Below are 18,080 nucleotides of genomic sequence, written 5' to 3'. Positions count from 1 at the left end.
TCCATCATGACCGCCGGACGCCAGCGGGTCAGAGCTCGAGGTACCGGCGGAGCTTGCCGAGAGCCCGGGTGCGCAGGCGGGAGACGTGCATCTGGGAGATGCCCTCGAGCTCGGCGATCTGGCGCTGGGTCAGGTTGCCGTAGAAGTCGCGGGCCAGGATGCGCTGTTCCCGCTCGTCGAGGGTGTCCAGGGCCGGGCCGAGGGCCAGGCGCAGGTCGACCATCGCGTACCCGCGCTCCTCGACGCCGAGGGTGGAACCCAGGTCGGACTCGCCGTCCGCGCCGGCCGGCGCGGAGAGGCTGGCCGCCGTGTACGCGCCGGCGCCCTCCATGCCCTCGATCACCTCCTCGACGCCGATCCGCAGGTCCTCGGCCAGGTCGGCCACGCTCGGGCGGCGGCCGAGGCGGTGGGTGAGGTCGTTGTCGGCCTCGGCGAGGGCCGAGCGCAGTTCCTGCAGGCGGCGCGGCACCCGCACCGACCACGTACGGTCCCGGAAATGCCTCTTCAGCTCGCCGACGATGGTCGGTACGGCGAACGTGGTGAATTCGACGCCACGCGACCCGTCGTACCGGTCGACCGCCTTGACCAGGCCCAGCGCGGCCACCTGGATCAGGTCCTCGGCCGGTTCGCCGCGGCCGATGTAGCGGTAGGCCAGGTGCCGGGCCAGCGACAGCCACGCCTCGATCGCCCGCGCCCGCAGGGCCGGGTAGGCCGGATGCCGGGAGGACAGCCGGGCGACCGCGGCCACCAGGTCGCGGGCGTCCCGGCCGAACGCCGGTGGCGCGGTGGTGACGGCGGTCATCGGGCCGGCATCGCCGTGTGCCGGCGGGCCGCGGCCCGGGGGTGCCGGTCGAGCTCCCGGTCGAGGGTGACCGCGGCGTCGATCAGGGCCAGGTGGGTGAACGCCTGCGGGAAGTTGCCGAGCTGTTCGCCGGTGAGCCCGATCTCCTCGGAGAACAGGCCGAGGTGATTGGCGTACGTCAGCATCTTCTCGAAGGTGAGCCGGGCCCGGTCGAGCTCGCCGGCGGCGGCCAGGGCGGAGACGTACGCGAAGGTGCACAGCGAGAACGTGCCCTCGGAGCCCTGGAGGCCGTCCGGTGAGGCCGCCGGGTCGTACCGGTAGACCAGGCTGTCGGTGACCAGCTCCTTCTCCATGGCCTTGAGCGTGGAGACCCAGCGCGGATCGGCCGGCGTGATGAAGCCGACGGTCGGCATGCGCAGCAGCGACGAGTCGAGCACCTCGGTGCCGTAGTGCTGCCGGAACGCCTGCCGTTCCGGGCTCCAGCCGCGCGTCATCACCTCGGTGTAGATGGCGTCACGCTCGCGCCGCCACGTCTCCAGCGGCGCCGGGCGGCCGTGCTCGGCGGCCATCCGCAGGCCCCGGTCGAGCGCGACCCAGCACATCAGCCGGCCGTAGGTGAAGTCCTGCCGGCCGCCGCGGGTCTCCCAGATGCCCTCCTCGGGCTGCGACCAGTTCGCCGCGACCCAGTCGAGCAGGTCGCGGATGGCCAGCCAGCCCTGGTGCCCGGGGGCCAGCCCGTTGCGCCCGGCGACGTAGATGCTGTCCATCGCCTCGCCGTAGATGTCGAGCTGAAGCTGACCGGCCGCGCCGTTGCCGATCCGCACCGGGGCCGAGCCCCGATAGCCGCTCCAGTGCGGCAGGATCTCCTCGCTCAGGTCGCTCGACCCGTCGACCCGGTACATGATCTGCAGCGGGCCGCCGCCGTTCTTCTCGGTCTGCTCGTCGACCCGGTCGCGCAGCCAGGCGGCGAGCGCCCACGCCTCGTCGCTGAAGCCGAGCGAGAGCAGCGAATACACCGAGAACGACGCGTCGCGGACCCACGTGTAGCGGTAGTCCCAGTTCCGTTCGCCGCCGATCTGCTCGGGCAGGGCCGCGGTGGGCGCGGCGATCAGCGCGCCCGTGGGGGCGTACGTCATGAGTTTGAGGGTTATCGCCGACCGGTTGATCATCTCGCGCCAGCGGCCGGTGTAGGTGCAGCGGCCCAGCCAGGACTCCCAGAAGTCGACGGTCTGGTCGAACAGCCGCAGCGCCTCGGACACCCGGACGGCCTCCAGGGGACCGGTGACGCCGGTCTCGAGCAGCGCGCCGCGCACCTCGCCGGCGCTCAGCCGCAGCTCCGCGTGGATGTCGCCCTCGGCGTCGACCCGCGCCTCGGTGCGCCGGTCGGTGGGCTCGCGGATCAGCCGGACCGTCAGCGCGCTGCGGGGTCCCTCGAAGAGGACGCCGTCGTCGGCCATCCGGGTCTCGAACGACTCGCGGGCGTAGTCGAAGCGCGGCGACACCTCGATCGAGAAGGCCATCTCGCCGCGGACACAGCGGACCAGCCGGACCAGGCGGTGTCTCTTCTCGCCGCCGTCGATCGGCATGAAGTCGACGACCTCGCCCACGCCGCCGGCTGTCATGAAGCGGGTGACGAGCACGGCGGTGTCGGGCAGGTAGAGCTGTTTGGCGGTGTAGTCGTCGGTGGCGGGCCGGATCGCGAACCGGCCGCCGCGATCGGGGTCGAGCAGCGCCCCGAAGACGCTGGGCGAGTCGAAGCGCGGCGCACAGAACCAGTCGAGGGTGCCGTCGACGGCGATCAGCGCCGCCGTCTGGAGGTCGCCGATCAGTCCGTGATCGGCAATCGGGTGGTCGGACATGGCGGCCTCCGCGTGGCCGAGCGGTACAAGGTCACGAGCAGCATGAGTCGTTCTCCGCCCCGTCGCCTCATGCGCCAGGGGTGAAGCGGGGTTCATCCACCTCGAGCGCGACTGCTACGGCGTCACGATCGCGAAGGCCGGGTCGGGGTCGTCGAGCAGCTCCACGAGCACCTGCAGGACCTTCGGGTCGCCCTCGGTCGCCACCCCCTCGATGCCCTGGCCGGCCAGGATGCCGATCAGCTGCGCCTTGGTCAGGGTCAGCCGCAGGTCGGCCCCGGCCGCGGGCTCCGCCGGCCAGTGGATCAGCGCGCCGTTCGACAGCGTCGTCCGGTACGCGGCGCCGAGATCGGTGAACCGCCAGTCGATGGTCAGCGACGACGACCACGCCCGCGGGCCGTTCAGGCGGATGGCGATCGAGTCGAAGAGCTGCTCCACGGTGAGGGCGGTGATCATTCCGGCCGCGCTCACCGACGAGCCCTCCATGACGATGCCCCGGCGGAGCTCGGTCGCCCCGACCAGGTAGAAGTTGCGCCAGGTGCCGCTCTCCGATCCGAAACCGAGCCGCTCGTACACGTCGGCCAGCAGGGCCTTGGCCTGCGCGTTCGTGGGCTCGGCGAAGACGGCGTGGTTGAGCAGCTCGGCCGCGAAGCGCAGGTCGCCGTCGCCGGCGTAGGCGCGCGCCTTGGCGACGACCTCAGCCACGCCGCCCATGCAGTCGACGTACCGGCGAGCCGACTCGGCCGGCGGGTGCTCCCAGAGATGGGCCGGGTTGCCGTCGAACCACCCCAGGTACCGCTGATACACGGCCTTGACGTTGTGGCTGACCGAACCGTAGTAGCCGCGCGCGTGCCAGGCGCTCTCCAGCGCCGGGGGCAGTTCGATCGTCTCGGCCACCTCCGGCCCGGTGAGGCCCTGGTTCATCAGGCGCAGGGTCTGGTCGTGCAGGTACGCGTACAGATCGCGCTGCTGGGACAGGAACGCGACAATCCGGTCGCGCCCCCAGGCCGGCCAGTGATGCGAGGCGAAGGCCACGTCGGCGCGGTCGCCGAACAACGTGATCGCCTCGTTGAGATACCGGGACCAGACCCGGGCGTCGCGCACCACGGCGCCGCGCAGGGTCAACACGTTGTGCAGGTTGTGTGTCGCGTTCTCGGCCATGCAGAGCGCCGCGCGGTCGGGGAAGAAGAAGTTCATCTCGGCCGGCGCCTCGGTGCCCGGCGTCACCTGGAACACGATCCGGACGCCGTCGACCACCTCCTGCTGGCCGGTGTGGGTGATGTCCACGGTCGGCGCCAGCAGCGAGATGGAGCCGATCGAACTGGTCTGGCCGAGCCCGGTGCCGATCAGCCCGCGCGGGCTCCGGGGCAGCGGGCTCCCCGTGTGGTACATCCCGCGGCGCAGCATCGCGGTGCCGGCGTACACGTTCTCGGCCACCGCCGCCTCGAGGAACCCCTGCGGGGCCAGGATCGGGACGTCGCCGTCGACCACGCCGCGCACGCCGCCGAAGTGGTCGACGTGCGAGTGGGTGTAGACGACGCCGGTGACCGGCCGGTCGCCCCGGTGCTCCCGGTACAGCCGCAGCCCGGCGGCGGCGGTCTCGGCCGAGATCAGCGGGTCGATGACGATCACACCGGTGTCGCCCTCGACCAGCGTCATGTTGGACAGGTCGAGACCGCGTACCTGGTAGATCCCGTCGGTGACCTCGTACAGCCCGTGCTTGGCGCAGAGCTGCGACTGTCTCCACAGGCTGGGGTTCGCGGTGTCCGGGCACTCCGCGCCGAGAAACGCGAAGGAGTCGTTGTCCCAGACCACCCGGCCCTCGGCGTCGGTCACCACGCACGGGTCCAGCGCGCCGATCAGGCCGCGGCTGGCGTCGTCGAAGTCGGTCCGGTCCTCGTATCGCAGCTCCGTCATGGGGCCAGCCTGTCCGGCCGTCCCCGGCCGGGCATCACTCGGCGGGAGTGAGACGCCCGCCGGCCTCCACGTAGACGGCCTCGGTCGCCGGGCACACCCAGGAGCCGTCGCCCTTGTCGACGAGCGGGCGCCCGGCGTGGCCGACCCAGCCGACGCGGCGGGCGGGCACGCCGACCACGAGGGCGAAATCGGGCACGTCCTTGGTGACGACCGCGCCCGCGGCCACCAGCGCCCAGCGGCCCACCGTCACCGGAGCCACGCACACCGCCCGGGCGCCGATCGCCGCGCCCTCACCGATCGTCACGCCCACCGCGTGCCAGTCGTCGCCGGTCTTCAGGCGGCCCTCGGGCGTGACGGCGCGCGGGTACTCGTCGTTGGTGAGGACCGCGGCCGGGCCGATGAAGACGCCGTCGCCCAGCCGGGCCGGCTCGTAGACCAGCGCGTGGTTCTGGAGCTTGACGTTGTCGCCGAGGACGACTCCCGGGCCCACGTACGCGCCGCGGCCGACGATGCAATTGCGGCCCAGCACGGCATCTTCCCGGATCTGCGCGAGATGCCAGATTCGGGTGCCTTCGCCGAGAGATGCACGGGTATCGACGTCGGCCGTCGGGGCTACGTGAGTCATAGCCGGGCAGACTATCGGCCCGGAAACCAGAAAAGGTGTCGCGAAATCGACCCGGCGGCCCAATCCAACCGATGGTCGTCGTCCACTTTGACCGTCAGTCGTACGACCTCAACCGAACGTACCGGCGGCCCCTGGGGGCCTCGGCCGGAATTCGGCCCGGCCCCTTCCTTCAGGCCCACTGGGATCGATAGCTTCCGGCACGGAACCCGTCCACCGTGCACCGGATGAGGATGTTCGTGACTACTCCCATCGGAATCGCCGTCGTCGGGGCCGGCTACTGGGGCCCCAACCTGGTCCGCAACTTCCAGGCCACGCCGGCCTTCCGGCTGCGCTGGCTCTGCGACCTCGACGTCGAGAGGGCCCGCCGTGTTCTCGGCGGCTACTCGACCGTCCAGGTCACCGCGGACCTGGACGAGGTCCTGGCCGACCCCGAGGTTCAGGCCGTCGCCATCGCCACGCCCGCCGGCACTCACCTGCCGGTCGCCCTGGCGGCACTGCGCGCCGGCAAGCATGTCCTCGTGGAGAAGCCGCTGGCCGCCACGTACGAACAGGGCCGTGAGCTGGTCGAGGAGGCCGACCGCCGCGGCCTGACCCTGATGTGCGACCACACCTACTGCTACACGCCGGCCGTGCTGCGGATCCGTGAACTGCTGCGCTCGGGCGAGCTGGGGGAGCTGCACTTCCTCGACTCGGTGCGGATCAACCTGGGCCTGGTCCAGCGCGACATCGACGTGGTGTGGGACCTGGCGCCGCACGACCTGTCCATTCTCGACTTCGTTCTGCCCGATTCGGTACGGCCGGTCGCGGTCGCCGCGCACGGAGCCGACGGAATCGGCGCGGGCCGGGCATGTGTGGCCTATCTGACGCTGGAGCTCAGCAACGGCGCGATCGCCCACATCCACGTCAACTGGCTGTCCCCGGTCAAAATCCGCACGACCATCGTCGGCGGGTCGAAGCGGACGCTGGTCTGGGACGACCTCAACCCGAGCCAGCGGGTGGCCATCTACGACCGCGGCGTCGACGTGGCCTCGCCCGACGAACTGGGCGACGAGCAACGGCGTGACATCCTCGTCTCGTACCGCTCGGGCGACATGGTCGCCCCGGCGCTCACCGAGCGGGAGGCGCTGCGCACGATGGTCGACGAATACGCGCGGGCCATCACCACCGGCGAGCCGGCGCTGACCGACGGCCGGTCCGGGCTCCGCGTCCTCGAAATCCTCCAGGCGGCCTCGCGTAGCCTGGCCGAGGGCGGCACGATGATCAAACTCGATGAAGGGCACATGGCGTGACGGGCGTACAGATCGAGGGCGCGCGCGCCCTCGTCACGGGCGGGGCGGGCACCATCGGCTCGCACGTCGTCGACGAACTGGTTCGCGGCGGGGCCGCCGAGATCGTGGTGCTGGACAACTTCGTCCGCGGCCGGCGCGACAACCTGGCCTGGGCGCTGGAGAACGGCCCGGTCGAGCTCATCGAGGGCGACATCCGCGACGTCGAGCTCGTCAAGCGGGTGACCGCCGGCAAGGACCTGGTCTTCCACCTCGCCGCCATCCGCATCACGCAGTGCGCCGAGGAGCCGCGGCTGGCCAACGAGGTGCTCGTCGACGGCACGTTCAACGTGGTCGAGGCGGCGGCCGAAGCCGGGGTCAAGAAGCTGATCGCCTCGTCGTCGGCGTCGGTCTACGGCCTGGCCGAGCAGTTCCCGACCACGGAACGCCACCACCCGTACAACAACGACACCTTCTACGGCGCCGCGAAGGCCTTCAACGAGGCCACCCTGCGCAGCTTCCACGCCATGAAGGGCCTCGACTACGTCGCCCTGCGCTACTTCAACGTGTACGGCCCGCGGATGGACATCCACGGCCTCTACACCGAGGTGCTCATCCGCTGGATGGAGCGCATCGACGCCGGCAACCCGCCGCTGATCCTCGGCGACGGCCTCGCCACGATGGACTTCGTGCACGTGGCCGACATCGCGCGGGCCAACATCCTGGCCGCCGAGGCCGACGTCACGGACGAGGTCTTCAACATCGCCAGCCAGACCGAGACGAGCCTGCGCGATCTGGCCGCCGCGCTCAGCGAGGTCATGAAGAGCGACCTGCAGCCGGAGTTCGGGCCGGCCCGCGCGGTCAACGGCGTCACCCGCCGCCTGGCCGACACCAGCGCCGCCACCGAGAAGCTCGGCTTCACCGCCCAGTTGTCGCTGCACGAGGGCCTCGAGGGCCTCGTCGACTGGTGGCTGGCCTCGCGGGAAAGCACAGTGAAGTGATCCCCGTGATGATTCCCCAGCTGGGTGAGGAGGAGGCGCAGGCCGCGGCCGACGCCGTCCGCTCCGGCTGGGTGGCTCAGGGCCCGCGTGTGGCCCGCTTCGAGCAGGAGTTCGCGGCGGTCGTGGGTGCGTCGCAGGGCGTCGCCGTCAGCTCCTGCACGACCGCGCTGCATCTGGCTCTCGTCGCGCTGGACGTCAAGCCGGGCGATGAGGTCGTCGTCCCGTCGCTGTCGTTCATCGCGACGGCCAACGCGGTCCGCTACGTCGGCGCGACCCCGGTCTTCGCCGACGTCGACCTGGCCACGGGCAACCTGACGGCGGAGACGATCGACGCCGTACGGACGCCGCGCACCCGGGCGGTCATCGCCGTCCACCAGGGTGGCGTCCCGTTCGACACCGAGGGGCTGCGCAAGGCGGCCGCCGGCTGGGGCGTCGAACTGGTCGAGGACGCGGCCTGCGCGGCCGGCTCCACGGCGTACGGCCGGCCGGCCGGCACCGGCGCGACGCTGGCCGCCTGGTCGTTCCACCCGCGCAAGCTCATCACCACCGGTGAGGGCGGCATGGTGACGCTCGACGACGCCGACCGGGCCGTGCGCCTGAAGCGGCTGCGCGAGCACGGCATGAACGTCTCCGCGGCCGACCGGCACAAGAGCAGCCAGCCGGTGCTCGAGGCCTACCTGGAGACCGCCTACAACTACCGGATGACCGACATCCAGGCCGCCGTCGGTCTCGTCCAGCTCGGCCGTCTTGCGGCCCTGGTGGCCGACCGTCGCGAGAAGGCGGCGCGGTACCACTCGCTGCTGGCCGGTATCGACGGTCTGGTGCCGGTTCGCGACCCCGCGTACGGCGAGACCAACTACCAGTCGTTCTGGGTGCTCATCAACGGCGAATACGGGACGAACCGCGACGATGTGCTGGCCGAGCTGGCCCGCCGGGGCGTCTCGGCCCGGCGTGGCATCATGGCGGCCCACCTGGAGCCCGCCTACGCCGACGTCACGCCCGGGCCGCTGCCGGTGACCGAACGCATCACCCGCGACTCGCTCATCCTGCCGCTGCACCACCAGCTCACCGAGGACGACCAGAACCACATCGTGGATGTCCTGCGGGAGCTGGCCAGGCCGTGACAGACCTGGTCATCGTCGGGGCGGGCGGCTTCGCGCGGGAGACCGCGTCGGCCGCCCGCGCCGACTTCAACGTCCTGGGCTTCCTCGACGACAACCCCGACCTGCACGGCACGACCCGCTCGGGCCTGCCGATCCTGGGCGCCGTCTCCCGGGCGGCCGACATGGACGCCGCGGTCGTGGTCTGCGTGGGCAATCCCCGCAACTTCACGGCCCGGCGCGGCATCGTCGAGCGGCTCGGCCTGCCCGTCGAGCGATACGCCACCGTCGTGCACCCGTTCGCGTCGGTCGGCGCGGGCAGCACGATCGGCCCCGGCACGGTGCTGCTGGCCGGCACGGTCCTGACCGCCGACGTCGCCGTCGGATCGCACGTGGCCGTCATGCCCCAGGCCGTGCTCACTCACGACGACCGGGTCGGCGACTACTGCACCATCGCCTCCGGCGTCCGGCTGGGCGGCGGCGCGGTGCTCGACGAACAGGCGTACGTCGGCAGCGGCGCCCTGATCCGCGAGGGCGTCACCATCGGCGCCCGATCCCTGGTCGGCATGGGTTCGGTCGTGCTGCGCGACGTTCCCGCCGGCGAGGTCTGGGCCGGCAACCCGGCCCGCCTGATCCGCTCAACTTCTTAGGAGCCAGCACATGTCCCGGATCCCGCTCGTCGACCTCGCCGCCGCCCACGCGGAGGTGGCCGAGGAGGTCGAGGCCGGCTTCAAGCGCGTCATCGCCGAGACCGCCTTCGTCGGCGGGCCCGAGGTGGCCGCGTTCGAGCAGGAGTACGCCGCCTTCTCCGGCCTGGCCCACTGCGTCGGCGTGGCCAACGGCACCGACGCCCTCGAGCTCGCGCTGCGGGCCGTCGGGGTCGGGCCCGGCGCCGAGGTCATCCTGCCGGCCAACACGTTCATCGCCACGGCCGAGGCGGTCGCCCGCTGCGGCGCGAAGGTCGTGCTCGTGGACTGCGACCCCCGGACGTACCTGATCGACACCGACGCCGCCCTCGCGGCCGTCACCCCGGCCACCAAGGCCGTCGCGCCCGTGCACCTCTACGGCCAGATGGCCGAGGTCGAGAAGCTGGCCGCGGCCGGTGTCGCGATCGTCGAGGACGCCGCCCAGTCGCAGGGCGCGACCCGGCACGGCCGCGCGGCCGGCGTCGACGGCATCGCCGCCACCAGCTTCTACCCGGGCAAGAACCTTGGCGCGTACGGCGACGCGGGCGCCGTCGTCACCTCGTCCGGGGAACTGGCCACCACCGTCCGTACGCTCGGCAGTCACGGTGGCCTGAAGAAGTACCACCACGACCTGGTCGGCGTGAACAGCCGCCTCGACGGGCTCCAGGCGGTGGTGCTGCGGGCCAAGCTGGCCCGGCTGGCCGACTGGAACGACCGCCGCCGCGCCGCCGCCGCCCGCTACCACGAGCTGCTGGCCGGCCTCGACATCGTGCTCCCGGAGACGCTCGAGGGCAACGAGCACGTCTGGCACATCTACTGCGTGCGTATCCCCGGCGGCCGGCGCGACGCCGTCCTCGCCCGCCTCAACGAGGCCGGCATCGGCGCCGGCATCCACTACCCGATCCCCGTGCACCGTACGGGCGCTTTCGGCGGCCTGGGCGGATCCTTCCCGAATGCCGAGGCCGTGGCCCCGGAAATCCTCTCCCTCCCGATCTATCCGCAGATCACCGGTGAGCAGCAGAACCGGGTGGCCGAGGCGCTGGTCACCGCCTTGCGGCAGGAATGACCCGACAGGCGTTGGAGATCATCCGACCGGTGGAGTACGTCCTGTCAGGACGTGCCCCTAAGGTCTGCGGCAAGTAGCGGAAAAGGAATTCGAGGACACGATGGATAGAGCAAGGGCGCTTATCGCCGCCGCAACCGCCACGGTGCTGGGGGCCGCGGTACTCATCGGGTTGGGCCCGTCGGCGGTCTCGGCCGCCTGCTCGACGAACAACGTCGTGTGCGAGAACGCGCTGACCGGCACGCCGGACGGCGAATGGAACATCACCGGCGCCGGCGACGACTCCATCCAGGGTTTCGCCACCGACATGAGCGTCAACGCCGGTGAGACCGTCACCTTCAAGGTGCGGGCCGAGCACGCGTTCACCATCGAGATCTTCCGGATCGGCTACTACGGCGGCGCCGGCGCCCGCCGCATCACCACGCTGCCCGCCACCTACCCGGCGCAGAACCAGGACACCGCCTGCGTCGACGACGACACCACGCAGATCTACGACTGCGGCACGTGGGCTCCCTCGGCGACCTGGCAGGTGCCGGCCGGGCAGGTCTCCGGCGTCTACTTCGCGCTGCTGACCCGCACCGACGGCGGCTCCAGCCACATCTCCTTCGTGGTGCGCAACGACGCCAGCCACTCCGACGTCCTCTTCAAGACCTCGGACGCCACCTGGCAGGCCTACAACACGTACGGCGGGGCCAGCTTCTACGGCGGCCCGCAGGGACGCGCGACCAAGCTCAGCTACAACCGCCCCTTCGCTACCCGGGGCGCGTTCGACGGCCGCGACTTCCTGTTCAGCAACGAGTACCCGATGATCCGCTTCCTCGAGCGCAACGGGTACGACGTCACGTACACCACCGACGTCGACGCGGACCGTCGCGGCGCGCTCATCGCCAACCACAAGGTGTTCCTCTCCGTCGGCCACGACGAGTACTGGTCGGGCGCGCAGCGCACGTTCGTCGAGGCGGCCCGCGACTCCGGCACCAACCTGGCCTTCTTCAGCGGCAACGAGGTCTACTGGAAGACCCGCTGGGAGACGAGCAAGGACGGCTCGAACACGGCGTACCGGACCCTGGTCTGTTACAAGGAGACCTGGGACAACCGCAAGAGCGACCCGTCGACGGAGTGGACCGGCACGTGGCGTGACCCGCGCTGGAGCCCGCCGTCCAACGGCGGCGTCCCGGAGAACTCGCTGACCGGCACCATGTTCATGGCCAACAGCGACGACATCACCATGCAGGTGCCGGCGGCCAAGGGCAAGAACCGCTTCTGGCGCGGCACCGAGGTGGCGGCGCAGACCTCCGGCGCCAAGCAGCTGGCCAAGCACAGCATCGGTTACGAGTCGGACGAGGACATCGACAACGGCTTCCGCCCGGCCGGCCTGATCCGCCTGTCCGAGACCACCGGCCCGACCCCCGAGTACCTGCGCGACTTCGGCCAGGTCGTCTCGGCCGGCACCACCACGCACCACATGACGCTCTACAAGGCGGCCAGCGGCGCCCTGGTCTTCGGCGCCGGCACCATCCAGTACGCCTGGGGCCTCGACGACCACCACGACAGCGAGTGGGACATCGAGCCGGTCGACAAGAACATGCAGCAGGCGGTCATCAACCTGTTCGCCGACATGAAGGTGCAGCCGGCCACCCGGATGAGCACCCTGCTCGCGGCCAGCGCCTCGACCGACACGGTGGCGCCGACCGCCGTCATCACCTCGCCCGCCGGCGGCGCCACAGTGGCCAACGGCTCCCAGGTGACGGTCTCCGGCACGGCCTCCGACACCGGCGGCGGCGTGGTCGCCGCGGTCGAGGTCTCCCTCGACAACGGCGTCACCTGGCACCCGGCCAACGGCACCACGGCCTGGTCGTACACGGGCAACGTGACCGGCGACGGCGTGGCCACCCTCAAGGTGCGCGCGGCCGACGACAGCGCCAACCTGAACAGCAACCCGACCACCCGGGCGCTCACCCTGACCGGCTCGACCTCGCTGTTCGGCAACAAGGTCCCCGGCACCCCGGCCTCGACCGACACCGGCGCCACCGAGCTCGGCATCAAGGTGACCCCGCAGACCGACGGCTTCATCAAGGCGGTCCGGTTCTACAAGGGCACCGGCAACACCGGCACCCACACCGGCAGCCTCTGGACCGAGGGCGGTGACCTGCTCTCCAGCGGCACCTTCGAGAACGAGACGGCCACCGGCTGGCAGACCCTCACCCTCTCGCCGGCGGTGCCGGTGGTCGCGGGCACGACGTACGTGGCCTCCTACAGCGCGCCGAACGGGCACTACGCGGCCGACTCGTGGGCCTTCGCCTACCGTGGCCTGAACGCGGCGCCGCTGAGCAGCCCGCGCAGCCAGGACTCGGGCGGCAACGGGGTGTACGGCGAGCCGGGCGAGTTCCCGGTCCGGTCCTACGCGGCCACCAACTACTACGTCGACGTGCTGTTCGACTCGTCGAGCCTGACCGCGCCGACCGTCCTGACCGTGACGCCGACGCCGGACGCGCTCTACACGCCCGTCTCGGTGCAGCCCGCGGCCACGTTCAGCAAGCCGGTGAACGCCGCGGCCATCACCTTCACGCTCGTCAACGACGCCGGCGCCAACGTGGCCGGCACCATCGACTACGACGGGCCGACCCGTACCGCCCGGTTCGTCCCGGCGGCCGCGCTGACCGCGGGGGAGACGTTCACGGCCCGGGTGGCCGCGTCCGACGCCAACGGCAACGCGATGGCCCAGCCCAAGGTGTGGAAGTTCACCACCGACCCGGCCCAGACGACCGTGAACAGCCTGTTCCCGGCCGACCAGACGCCGGACACTGCCGCCGTCAAGGACTCCCGCGGCACCACGCTCGGCGTGAAGTTCACCCCGTCCGTGGACGGCACGGTCATCGGCATCCGGTTCTACAAGGGCACCGGCAACGGCGGCACGCACGTCGGCAGCCTCTGGTCGGCCGCCGGCAGCCGGCTGCGGCAGGCCACCTTCGTCAACGACTCGGCCACCGGCTGGCAGAGCGTGTACTTCGACGAGCCGTACAAGGTCGACGCCGGCACCACCTACGTCGCCTCGTACTACGCCCCGCGCGGCAACTACGCCGCCACCAGCGGCTACTTCAACGGCCAGCGCGTCAACGGCCCGCTGACCGGGGTCGGCGGCAACAACGGCCTCTACACGTACGGCGCCGACGTCTTCCCGACGAGCTCGTACGGCAACACGAACTACTGGGTCGACCCGATGTTCGTGGCCGCCCCTGAGGAGCCGCAGCCGCCGCAGCCGACCGTTCCCGCGGGCGCGGTCACGGTCTGGCCCAGCACGGCCACGCCGGCCAACGCGAGCTGGAACGACTCGGCCGCCATCTCGGTCGGCGTCCAGTTCACGACCGACGTCGCGGGCGTCGTCAACGGCATCCGCTACTACCGGGGCGCGGGCAACAACGGCACCCACACCGGTACGCTGTGGAACGCCGCGGGCGACCCGCTGATCACCGGCACCTTCGTGAGCGAGACGGCGACCGGGTGGCAGACGATGCTGTTCTCCCAGCCGTACGCGATCTCGCCCGGCACCGTGTACACGGTGTCGTACTCGACGACGACCGGCCACTACGCGGTGACCTCGGGCGGCCTGGCCGCGGCGACCCACAACCCGCCGCTGCACGTGCCGGCCACCGGCGGTGTCTTCAAGTACGGCTCCGGATTCCCCGGCACCCGGTCCAGCCACAACTTCTGGGTCGACCCGGTCTTCACTCCCAACAGCTGAGCACGCGATGAACGGACGATGAGCATGCGATAGAAAGACGCGCCGGGTGTCAGTTGTCCGATCCAAACTGGACCCGAAGTACGGATGGCCTGGCGCCGTCGGAGGACGTTAGTGTCATCCCGGCGTCAGCGGAATGTGCGACATGCCGGTGCACCGGGGGTGTGACCGGCCGAGGGGAACGGCATGGATTTCTGGGACCTTACCAAGCTCATGATTCGCCGCTGGTATGTCTCGGTTACGCTCTTGCTGGTCACGATAGCCGCGACGGGCTACGCCGCGACCGAGATCAAGCCGGACTACGCGATCACGTCGTACGTCCAGCTGATCCCGCCGACGGTGGCCTCCGACCCCAACAAGGTCATTTCGGTGCAGAACCCGTGGCTGGCGCTCGGCCTGTCGTCGCTGAGCAACGCGGCCACGGTGGCCACGCAGGACCAGACGTTCCTGGACGCGCTCAAGAAGAAGGACGAGAGCGCCAGCTTCGAGATCACCATCTCGGACAAGAACCCGGTGGCGATCATCGCGGTCGTCGCGCCCACCCTCGAGGAGGCGCAGTCGGCCACCACCGAGGTGACGAACCACTACGAGAAGTCGGTCGTGGCGCTGCAGACGCAATACAACGTCAAGAAAGCCGACATGATCACCGCGTACCGGCTCGACAAGGGTGAGAACCTCAAGCGCCCCGGCGGAAAGGTCAAGCGGGCCGTGGTCGTCATCTTCGCCATCGGCATCCTGCTCACCGGCGGCCTGACCATCCTGGTCGACACGCTCCTGCGGCGCCGCAAGCGCCGCAAGGGCGGCGACGCCGGCGTCTCGCCCGAGATGCCGCCGGGCGCGGCCGCCATCCCGCTGAACGGCACCTTCCCGTCCGTTCCGCAGATGAACCGGCCGAACGTCAACGGCGACGCCGACAAGACGAAACCCCTCGGCCAGTACGCCCGTGGCGGCGCCCCGCAGCAGAACGGCCGCGACCCCGGTGCGGAAACCATCGTGATCCCGTCCATGCCGCGGGCCCGTCAAGGCGGTGAGCGGGGCAACGATCGCGGCAGGCGCACTTGAGCGCCCCGCCGATCTCGGCGAGAGACCTAGAACCGGCGCTGTTCGCCGACCAGATGTACGCGACCCGCCGCCGGCTGGTCAAGCTGGACGCGGCGTTCGCCCTGGCCTTCGTCATCGCCTGGCTGACCCTCATCCCGTCCCGGCTGATCATCCCGGGCACCACGGCCGACGTCGGCCGGCCCGGCACGGTCCTGTGCGTCCTGCTGTTCTGCTGGTGGCTCGCCACGCGTCTCAGCCCCGAGCTGGTGATGCCGGGGCCACAGCCGATCCGCTGGGCGGCACTGTTCTTCTTCCTGTCGCTGCTGGTCTCCTACGTCATCGCCTTCGCCCGGGGTCTGACCCCGCTGGAGGCGAACGCGGCCGACCGGTCCCTGCTGGCCGGCGGGGCGGCGTTCCTCGGCGTCATCCTGGTGGCGGCCGACGGCATCTCCAACTGGAGCCGGCTGCGCTTCCTGCTGCAGGCGTTCGTCTGGTGCTGCGTGTACATGTCGGTCATCGGCCTCCTGCAGCGGGTGCTGCCGGTCAACATCGTCGAGTACATGCAGGTGCCCGGCCTGACCAACCTCGGCGTGCCCGGCTTCCAGGTGCGCGGCAGCGGGTTACGCGTGCCGGCGACGACCACCCACTACCTGGAGCTGGCGGCGGCGCTGTCGCTGGCCGTCCCGATCGCCATCCACTTCGCCAAGTTCTCGGCCAAACAGATCGTCCGGGGCCTGTACGGGGCGGCGGCGTTCCTGATCGTGGCCGGCATCCTGGTCACGATCTCGCGTACCGGAATCATCTCGATCTTCATCGCCCTGCTGATCCTCATGCCGCTCTGGACGTGGCGGACCCGCTACAACATCATCGCGATGGGCATCGCCGCCGTCGTCGCCATCTCGGCCATCCAGCCGTCCACGGTCCGCACCATCTACGACATCTTCGCCGGGGCGAGCGAGGACTCGAGCATCCAGGTGCGCACCGAGCGGTACGCGATGGTCGGGAACTACTTCAGCCAGCGCCCCTGGTTCGGCCGCGGGTCCGGCACGTGGGAATGGCCCATGTACCAGTTCCTGGACAACCAGTGGATGCGGACGGCCCTCGAGAACGGCATCGTCGGCATCGTCGTGCTGGCCGGACTGCACCTGACCGCGATCACGGTCGCCGCCATCGCCATGCGCCGGGCCGAGACCAGCGAGCAGAAACACCTGTGCCTGGTGCTCATCTCCACCCAGGTGATGGCCCTGTTCATCACGTACACGTTCGACTGCCTCACCTACACGACCTACTCGCTCTCGCTCGGCATGACGGTCGGCCTCTGCGGCGCGGTGTGGCGCCTCACCCACCCGTCCCGGGAGATCCGGACCTCGGCTCCGCGCTGGTCCCGGGTGTGAAAGGAACATTTCGGTGGAAGAGCCGCTCGGCAAACTAGTCAAGCGGGGCCTCGGCTGGAGCTTCGTCAGCAGCCTGGCCACACGCGCCGGCACCGTCCTCAGTGGCATCATCCTGGCCCGGCTGCTGTCGCCCGCCGACTACGGGCAGTTCACCGTCGCCCTGGTCGTCCTGATGATCCTGGTCAACATCAACGACCTCGGCATCGAGCCGACACTGGTCCGCTGGGCCGGCAAGATCGAGAAGATCGCCCCGACCGCGACCACCCTCATCTTCGCGGCCAGCTGCCTGGTCGCGGCGGCGGCGTTCTTCGGCGCGCCGGGCATCGCGTCGGCCCTGAACGCGCCGGAGGCGGCGGGCATCGTCCGGTTGCTGGCCGTCTCGGTCGTCATCAACGGCCTGTTCGCGGTCCCGTCGGCCATGCTGACCCGCAACTTCATGCAGGGGCGCCGGGCCACGGCCGACCTCACCGGCATGATCGTGACCCTGGGCCTGTCCATCGTGCTGGCATCATTGGGCTTCGGCGCGTGGAGCCTGGCCTGGGGCCGCTTCTTCGGCAACCTGGTGAACGGGGTACTGCTGCTGGTCTTCACCCCGCAGCGCTTCCGGCCGGGCTGGGACCGCGAGGCGGCGGGCCACGTCCTGCGGGGCGGCCTGCCCATCGCGGGCACCCTGCTGCTGGCGGTGGGGCTGATGAACCTCGACTACATCGTGGTCGGGCGCCTGATGAGCCCGGAGGCCCTGGGCCTCTACCTGATGGCCTTCAACCTGTCGAGCTGGCCGGTCAGCATCCTGTCGGTGGCGGTGGCCCGCGTGTCGGTGCCGGCGTTCGCCCGCCTCCAGGACAACCTGCCGGCGCTGAGATCGGCGTTCAGCCGCTCCCTGACCCTGATGCTGATCCCGACGTCGCTGGTGGTGGCGGGGCTTGCGGTGTACGCCCTGCCGGCCACCCGGGTCGTGTACGGCTCGGAGTGGTCGGGGGCGGCGGCGGCCCTGACGTTCCTGGCCATCCTGGGCGGTCTGCGGGTGGCGATGCAGCTGGCGGCCGATTTGCTGACGGCCGTGGGCAAGGCCCGCCTGAACATGTACATCCAGGCGGCGTGGATCGTGGCCCTGCTCCCAGCCCTGATCATCGGGGTGTCCCACGCCGGGATTCGGGGGGCGGGCATCGCCCACCTGATCGTGGCGCTGGCGGTGGCGTTTCCCCTCCACCTGGCGGCGGTGGCTACCGTGTCGATCCCGTGGTCGGACGCTGTTCGGGCCTGTGTCCGGCCGGTGCTGGCGGGGGTGGCGGCGGCCCTGGTCGGTGTCGGGGTTCAGCGGGTGGTCGACGGGGATCTGTTGACGCTCCTGCTGGGGGCGGTTCTCAGCACGGCGGCGTTTGCGGTGGTTGCCTGGCCGGCGTTGAAGTTGATTCGCACTCCTGCTCCGGAGGAGCCGGTTGCGGTGTCGGGGATCGTGGCTGCTCGGTGAAGTAGGGGATTCTTGCGCTGGGACTGTTGAGGGCCGGGTGTGGCCGACCCTGACTGGCTGGGGAGCGCTTTACGTCTGGGTCGGCCACACCCGGCCCTCAACCTTGCGTGGGGTTTCGGT

Annotated in this window: 13 protein-coding genes; 9 read left to right on the top strand and 4 right to left on the bottom strand. The window is 70.7% G+C overall.

Annotated elements, in window-relative coordinates; all coding sequences use genetic code 11:
• Nucleotides 1-28 precede the first annotated feature (28 nt).
• The 4 genes from ACGFJ7_RS44535 to ACGFJ7_RS44520 form a co-directional block, all read right to left on the bottom strand.
• On the bottom strand, nt 29-802 hold the full coding sequence (locus ACGFJ7_RS44535; RefSeq protein ID WP_360257838.1) for a SigB/SigF/SigG family RNA polymerase sigma factor: 774 nt from the start codon (nt 800-802) through the stop codon (nt 29-31).
• Nucleotides 799-2,661, bottom strand: coding sequence for a glycoside hydrolase family 15 protein (locus ACGFJ7_RS44530; protein WP_392648296.1), 1,863 nt, complete (start codon nt 2,659-2,661; stop codon nt 799-801). The genes ACGFJ7_RS44535 and ACGFJ7_RS44530 overlap by 4 nt, the downstream gene beginning before the upstream one ends.
• Nucleotides 2,662-2,775: 114 nt before the next feature.
• A complete protein-coding gene (locus ACGFJ7_RS44525; protein ID WP_392648293.1) occupies nt 2,776-4,575 on the bottom strand; it encodes an alkyl/aryl-sulfatase in 1,800 nt (599 codons plus the stop codon).
• 34 nt (nt 4,576-4,609) lie between these two features.
• Nucleotides 4,610-5,200 (bottom strand): acyltransferase, encoded by a 591-nt coding sequence (locus ACGFJ7_RS44520; RefSeq protein WP_360257845.1) that lies wholly within the window; start codon nt 5,198-5,200, stop codon nt 4,610-4,612.
• A 230-nt stretch (nt 5,201-5,430) separates the two neighbouring features.
• Between ACGFJ7_RS44520 and ACGFJ7_RS44515 the strand changes: the two genes are divergently transcribed.
• The 9 genes from ACGFJ7_RS44515 to ACGFJ7_RS44475 all read left to right on the top strand — a co-directional run bounded on the left by ACGFJ7_RS44515 (nt 5,431) and on the right by ACGFJ7_RS44475 (nt 17,960).
• Nucleotides 5,431-6,489, top strand: a complete 1,059-nt coding sequence (locus ACGFJ7_RS44515) for a Gfo/Idh/MocA family oxidoreductase (protein WP_360257986.1) — start codon at nt 5,431-5,433, stop codon at nt 6,487-6,489.
• Nucleotides 6,486-7,466, top strand: coding sequence for an NAD-dependent epimerase/dehydratase family protein (locus ACGFJ7_RS44510; protein WP_392648290.1), 981 nt, complete (start codon nt 6,486-6,488; stop codon nt 7,464-7,466). The genes ACGFJ7_RS44515 and ACGFJ7_RS44510 overlap by 4 nt, the downstream gene beginning before the upstream one ends.
• Nucleotides 7,467-7,474: 8 nt before the next feature.
• Nucleotides 7,475-8,590, top strand: coding sequence for a DegT/DnrJ/EryC1/StrS family aminotransferase (locus tag ACGFJ7_RS44505; RefSeq protein WP_360257988.1), 1,116 nt, complete (start codon nt 7,475-7,477; stop codon nt 8,588-8,590).
• Nucleotides 8,587-9,216 carry an acetyltransferase gene (locus tag ACGFJ7_RS44500; protein ID WP_360257849.1) on the top strand — a complete coding sequence of 210 codons (630 nt, stop codon included), beginning with the start codon at nt 8,587-8,589 and terminating at the stop codon, nt 9,214-9,216. The genes ACGFJ7_RS44505 and ACGFJ7_RS44500 overlap by 4 nt, the downstream gene beginning before the upstream one ends.
• A 10-nt stretch (nt 9,217-9,226) precedes the next feature.
• On the top strand, nt 9,227-10,318 hold the full coding sequence (locus ACGFJ7_RS44495; protein ID WP_392648288.1) for a DegT/DnrJ/EryC1/StrS family aminotransferase: 1,092 nt from the start codon (nt 9,227-9,229) through the stop codon (nt 10,316-10,318).
• Nucleotides 10,319-10,418: 100 nt separating this feature from the next.
• Nucleotides 10,419-14,057: a DUF4082 domain-containing protein gene (locus ACGFJ7_RS44490; protein WP_392648286.1), complete on the top strand. Its 3,639-nt coding sequence runs from the start codon at nt 10,419-10,421 to the stop codon at nt 14,055-14,057.
• 183 nt (nt 14,058-14,240) lie between these two features.
• Nucleotides 14,241-15,116, top strand: coding sequence for a hypothetical protein (locus ACGFJ7_RS44485; RefSeq protein WP_392648285.1), 876 nt, complete (start codon nt 14,241-14,243; stop codon nt 15,114-15,116).
• On the top strand, nt 15,113-16,489 hold the full coding sequence (locus tag ACGFJ7_RS44480) for an O-antigen ligase family protein (RefSeq protein ID WP_360257857.1): 1,377 nt from the start codon (nt 15,113-15,115) through the stop codon (nt 16,487-16,489). Before ACGFJ7_RS44485 ends, ACGFJ7_RS44480 begins: the two co-directional genes overlap by 4 nt.
• Before the next feature lie 13 nt (nt 16,490-16,502).
• Nucleotides 16,503-17,960: a lipopolysaccharide biosynthesis protein gene (locus tag ACGFJ7_RS44475; protein WP_360257860.1), complete on the top strand. Its 1,458-nt coding sequence runs from the start codon at nt 16,503-16,505 to the stop codon at nt 17,958-17,960.
• Nucleotides 17,961-18,080 lie beyond the last annotated feature (120 nt).

The organism is Actinoplanes sp. NPDC048988 (assembly GCF_043197815.1).
GTDB lineage: Bacteria > Actinomycetota > Actinomycetes > Mycobacteriales > Micromonosporaceae > Actinoplanes.
Note: the sequence above shows the minus strand (reverse complement) of the source record. Positions and strands in the feature narration are given on the sequence as shown.